Annotated in this window: 3 protein-coding genes; all 3 read left to right on the plus strand. The window is 63.9% G+C overall.

Features of this window, described 5'->3' with window-relative positions:
* Positions 1–1,714, plus strand: a 1,714-nt coding sequence (locus tag D3872_RS22080) for a TonB-dependent receptor (protein ID WP_119812805.1), incomplete at its 5' end; no start/stop codon positions are given.
* Between the two features lie 226 nt (positions 1,715–1,940).
* On the plus strand, positions 1,941–4,127 hold the full coding sequence (locus tag D3872_RS22085; protein WP_229459473.1) for a glycoside hydrolase family 3 protein: 2,187 nt from the start codon (positions 1,941–1,943) through the stop codon (positions 4,125–4,127).
* Positions 4,128–4,152: 25 nt separating this feature from the next.
* A partial coding sequence (locus D3872_RS22090) for a glycoside hydrolase family 2 protein (protein WP_182915894.1) occupies positions 4,153–5,510 on the plus strand: 1,358 nt, incomplete at its 3' end.

Consider the following 5,510-nt stretch of genomic DNA (forward strand, 5'->3'; position numbering starts at 1 on the left):
GTCGGTCTCCGGGCCGATTGCCGACGAGGTGGGATTCCGCCTGAATGCCTACAAGGTCAAACGCGACGGCGACATCACCAACCTGACCACCGGCGACGATGAGAATGGCGAAACCGCCAAGGGCATGCGCGCGCGGGTCGACTTCAAGCCAACCGCCCGGCTGCGCGGCAAGATCATTGCCGACTACGGTACTCGCCGCGTCGAAGGTCCGGTGCTGACGCTGCTGTCGGCTCCGGCCGGCGCGCGCCTGTTCGGCCAGCCGCTTGCGCCGGCCCTGGCCGGTATCACGCCGGGTCCTGAGAACCGCAACATCCGCATGGATACTGCCGGCTTCACCGACAGCAAGAACACCAGCTTCGCGGGCACCTTGAGCTACCAGCTCGACAGCCATACGCTGACGTCGGTCACCACCTGGCAGGATTGGAAATACAATTACGTGGCAGATATCGACAACACCGAGATCCCCCTGCTGGCGATATTCTCCCGCGGCGCCTTCCCGGGCGGCATCCCGATGGGCGGCCCGTATCGCTCCGAGATGCTGACCCAGGAACTGCGTATCGCCTCGAATGGCGACGGCGCGCTCAACTACCTTGCCGGCCTCTACTATTCGGATTCGGACAGCGACCGTTCCTTCACCCGCGGCCGTGCCGGATTCCCGCTCGCTGCTAATTGGGCGGCCACCACCGGCAACCGCACCGTGGCAGCGTTTACCCAAGGCGAGTACAAGCTCACCGACGCAACCCGCGTCAGTGCCGGGTTCCGCTACAACCGCGAAAGAATCCATGTCGACTTCACCGACCTGCTGCCTGCCGTCCCGGCCCGCTTCATCGGCGCCAGCACCGACGACGTCGTCACCGGCAAGGTAGCGCTGCAGCACGACTTGGACAAGGCGGTCATGGTGTACGCCTCGTTCGCGACCGGCTACAAGGGCGCCGGCTACGATGTGTCGAGCGGCTTCGACCAGTCCCGGATCAACCGCCCTGTGGCGCCGGAAACGTCGAAGGCGTATGAGTTCGGTCTGAAGAGCCGCTTCCTGCAAAACCGCGTGCAGCTCAACGCCACCGCCTTCCTGACCGACTATAAGGATTTCCAGGCGCAGTCCTCGGTCGTCGATCCGACCACCCAGCTGCTGCAGAACGCCGTCAATAACGTCGGCAAATTGCGCACCAAAGGCGTGGAACTGGAAGTCACTGCCAAGCCGACCAACGCGCTGCTGCTGGAAACTTCGCTGGCCTATGTCGACGCCAAGATCGCGTCGTACAAGAACGCCGGCTGCTACCTGGGGCAGACACTCGCGCTGGGTTGCGTCCCGCTTGGCAATGGCTTCGTACAAGATTTGAGCGGCAAGCGCCTGTCGAATGCGCCCGAGGTCAAGGCTACCCTGGGCGCGACCTACAACTTCCCGATCGGTGACGGCTTCAGCGGCATCGCCAACTTGAATTACCAGTACCAGTCCGAGGTTAATTTCGACCTGAAAGCCAATCCGCTCCAGGTGCAAAAGGGCTACGGCGTGGTGAACGGCAGCATTGCGCTGAGCAGTCCATCGCATGCGTTCAAGGTGACGCTGTTTGTCAACAATCTGTTCGACAAGAGCTACGCCACCTTTGTTGGCGATACCGCCGACCTCTACGGCGGTACGCACCACGTGCTGAGCCAGATGCTGCCCCGCAATTCGCAGCGCTATGTCGGTCTGCGCGTGAAGTACGAGTTCTAGGCGCGCCGCCAGGACGAATAGCAAAACGGCGGGAAACTACCGGTGGACAGTGTGCGCGAGGCTGTTTTTTGCGACCACTGTCAACGACCTCGACCGACAGCTGCTCAGCCTGCTGAGCCACGCAATTCGCAGCGTTACTATGGAGTTCGCCTGAAATATGATTTCTAATCGTTCATCCCTTGCTCGACGGTCTGGCCACCGCCCGGCTTTTTTGCGCAGGACGCTTGTGCTCGCGGGCGCAACGCTCGCGGCCGGCGCCTGCCTCGCCGCGCCCTCCCAGCCTGCGATCGGCGCCCAAGGCAAAGCGGTGCTGACAATCGGCGGGTATCAGTTCAAGGACTTGAACGGTAACGGCCGGCTCGACCCGTACGAAGACTGGCGCCTGCCGGTCGGGGTGCGGGTCGGCGACCTGGTGGCACAGATGACGCTGGAGGAGAAGGCCGGCCTGATGCTGATCGACACCCTGAACGCGGGCTGCGCCGGCGCGTTGCCGGCCGATGCGACCAGGTTCATCGTGTCGGAGAAAATGTCGCGCTTCATCTTCCGCAACGTGGTCGACGCAGTCGCGGCCACCTGCGACGGCAGCGTGAAAGCGGCCGGCCCGGGCGGATTGGTGATCACGGCGCAGCAGGCTGCGCAGTTCACCAACAAGATCCAGGCGCTGGCCGAAGCGCAGCGGCTCGGCATTCCGGTGCTATTCAAGAGCAATCCGCGCAACCACGTCGAAACCGATCCGCGTTTCGGCGTTGGGAGCGGAGCCGGCATCCTCACCGAGTTTCCGAAGGAGCCGGGGATCGCCGCCGCATCGCTCGGCACAGGCGACATGTCGCCGGCCAGGTCGCTGGCCAGGGTCATGGGCCAGGAGTGGCGCGCGATTGGGCTACGCGGCATGTATGGCTACCAGGCCGACCTCGCCACCGAACCGCGCTGGTATCGGGTTCATGAAACCTTTGGCGAAGACGCCGACCTCTCCGCGAATATCATGACGGCGCTGGTCGAAGGCTTGCAGGGTGGACCGCTGAACCCGCAATCGGCGGTGGCGCTGACGATCAAGCATTTCCCCGGCGGCGGCGCGCAGGAAGACGGGCTGGATCCGCACTACTCGTTCGGCAAGGCGCAAGTCTACCCGAGCGGCAACTTCGCCTACGGGCTCAAACCGTTCAAGGCCGCCATCGCCGCCGGCGTGTCGTCGGTGATGCCGTACTACGGGGTGCCGATCAAGGTCCGCTACGAGGGCGTCACCTACGACCAGGTCGGTTTCGCATTCAACCGGCAGATCGTCAATGACCTGCTGCGCGACCGCCTGGGTTTCCGGGGCAACGTGAACTCCGACACCGGCATCATCAATGACCGTGCCTGGGGACTGGAACACAAATCCATTCCGCAACGGGTGGCGGCGGCGATCAACGGTGGCACCGACACCCTGTCGGGCTTCAACAAGGTGGCGACCATCACCGACCTGCTCAAGGCCGGCCTGGTGAGCGAGGAGCGGGTCAACCTGTCCGCGACCCGCCTGCTGACCGAGCAATTCCAGCTTGGCCTGTTCGAGAACCCGTTTGTGGATGCAGGCCAGGCCGCAAGCCTGGTCGGTAGCGCAGCCCACCTCGCAGTGGGCCGGGAAGTGCAGAAGCAGTCGATTGTCCTGTTGCAAAACCGGGCGCAGGGCGGGGCCGGCCCGACCCTGCCGTTGCGGGCGGGCGCCAAACTCTACACGATGGGCATGAACAAGGCCGAAGTCGAGCAGTACGGCTATAGCGTGACCGATGGATCGGTCGCCCCCGGCCAGGCGCGGCCTAGTGCCGCGGGCAAGGACTTCGCGCTGATCCGCATTCTGGTTCGCAACGTCAATACCAGCGGCTACCGCACCAGGAGCCCAGGCAGCGGGGCCGACCCGGCCCGGCTCAACCCGCGCACCGGCAAGACCTGGGGCGCCGAGGACGGCTGCAGCCTTTACCCGGCCATGAATCCGACCTGTTCCGACGACGTCGAATTTATGCCTGGCGCGCCGCTGGGGCTGCTGTTCGGCGGAGCGCTGCCGTGGGAAGCGAGCCGGCTGTCGTTCTCGACGATGGCGAGCGCGCAGTCCTGGCAGATTTCGCCGTCGCTGGCGGAAATCCAGGCGGTCATGCGCGAGGTGGGGCCGGAAAAAACGATCCTGGACATCTACTTTCGCAACCCTTATGTACTCGACGATGCCAGCGGGCTGAAGGATGCCGGCGCCATCGTCGCCACCTTCGGCGTCAAGGAGCAGGCGCTGCTGGAAGTGCTCAGCGGCCGCTTCAAGCCCACCGGCAAGCTGCCGTTTGCCCTGGCCAGGACATTGCAGGCGGTGATCGACAACGCGCCGGACGCGCCGGGTTATGCGCCGGCCGACACGCTGTACCCATTCGGGTTCGGCCTCACGTATCCATAAGTAAATATAACCACGGAGATAGAAGATGAAGCAGTTTTCTTTTGCAAAAACAATCCCGCTGGCGCTCGCGCTCAGCCTGGCCTTGCCCGTCATACCATGCGCTCACGGCGCCAATCCGGCGCTCAATGCAGTTGAGGTGCGGACCACCACGCCGCTGTTGCAAAGCTGGAAGTTCGTGCAGGACGACGCGCTCAGCGACGACGCCGCGCTCGTCGCCTCTGGCGCAGCCTGGCAGACGGTCAGCCTTCCGCACACCTGGAACGGCAGCGACGCCGCCAGCACGGCACAGACCACGCCTGCCAGCAAACAATACAAGCGCGGCCGTGGCTGGTATCGCCTTGAATTCGACAAGCCATCCGGCGGGGCGACCCAATGGCTGCAGTTCGATGGCGCCAGCATCGTCGCCGACGTCTGGCTCAACGGCAAGAAACTCGGCCAGCACAAGGGCGCGTTCACCGCCTTCCGCTTCGACGTGACCGGCAAACTGCTGGCCGGTAAAAACGTGTTGCTGGTCAAGACCGACAACAGCGCGCCGACCACCGGCAGCGACCTGACCGCGATCGCGCCGCTCTCTGGCGACTTCAACATGTCCGGCGGCCTGTACCGCGATGTTTCGCTGATCGCGACCCCGCATGCCGCCCACTTCGCGCTGGACGACCTGGGCAGTTCTGGCATCTTCGCCAGGACTACCGCGATTACCGGCGGCAAGGCGATGCTCAGTGTCCGCGCCAAACTGAACAACGATGCCAGGCAGGACGGCAAAGTCAGCGTGCACCTTGCGCTGCTCGATCACAATGGCAAGCAGGTCCAGCGCGCGCAGAAGTCGGTCGCCATCAAGGCTGGCGCCAGGGTCGAGGCCAGCCAGCAGCTGGTCGTGCCGCAGCCCCATTTGTGGCAAGGCATGGACGATCCGTATTTGTACAAGCTGGTGGTCGAACTCAGGGACAAGGCCGGGGTGACCATCGACAAAGTGGTGCAGGATATCGGCATACGGCAGATGCGGTTCGACGCCGACAAGGGCTTTTTCCTGAACGGCAAGCTGACCCCGCTGCATGGTGTCAGCCTGCACCAGGATTACATCGACAAGGGCTGGGCCATCGGCAAGGCCGAGATCGATGAGTCGCTCGGGCTGATCAAGGAACTCGGCGCCAATACCATCCGGCTGGCGCATTATCCCCATTCGCGGTACACCGCCGAGCTGGCCGACCGGCTCGGCTTCGTGGTGTGGGCCGAAATCCCGTTCGTCGACCGGTCCCTGACCAGCGAATTCTTTTTCCTGCCGAGCCAGCCTGTGAGCGATTGCAGGAAGACCAGCGTGGTCCCGCCCCAGTTCTCGGCCAACCTGAAACTGCAGCTGCAGGAGCTGGTGCGCCAGCAGTACAA

It is taken from the genome of Massilia cavernae (assembly GCF_003590855.1).
Lineage (GTDB): Bacteria > Pseudomonadota > Gammaproteobacteria > Burkholderiales > Burkholderiaceae_D > Telluria_A > Telluria_A cavernae.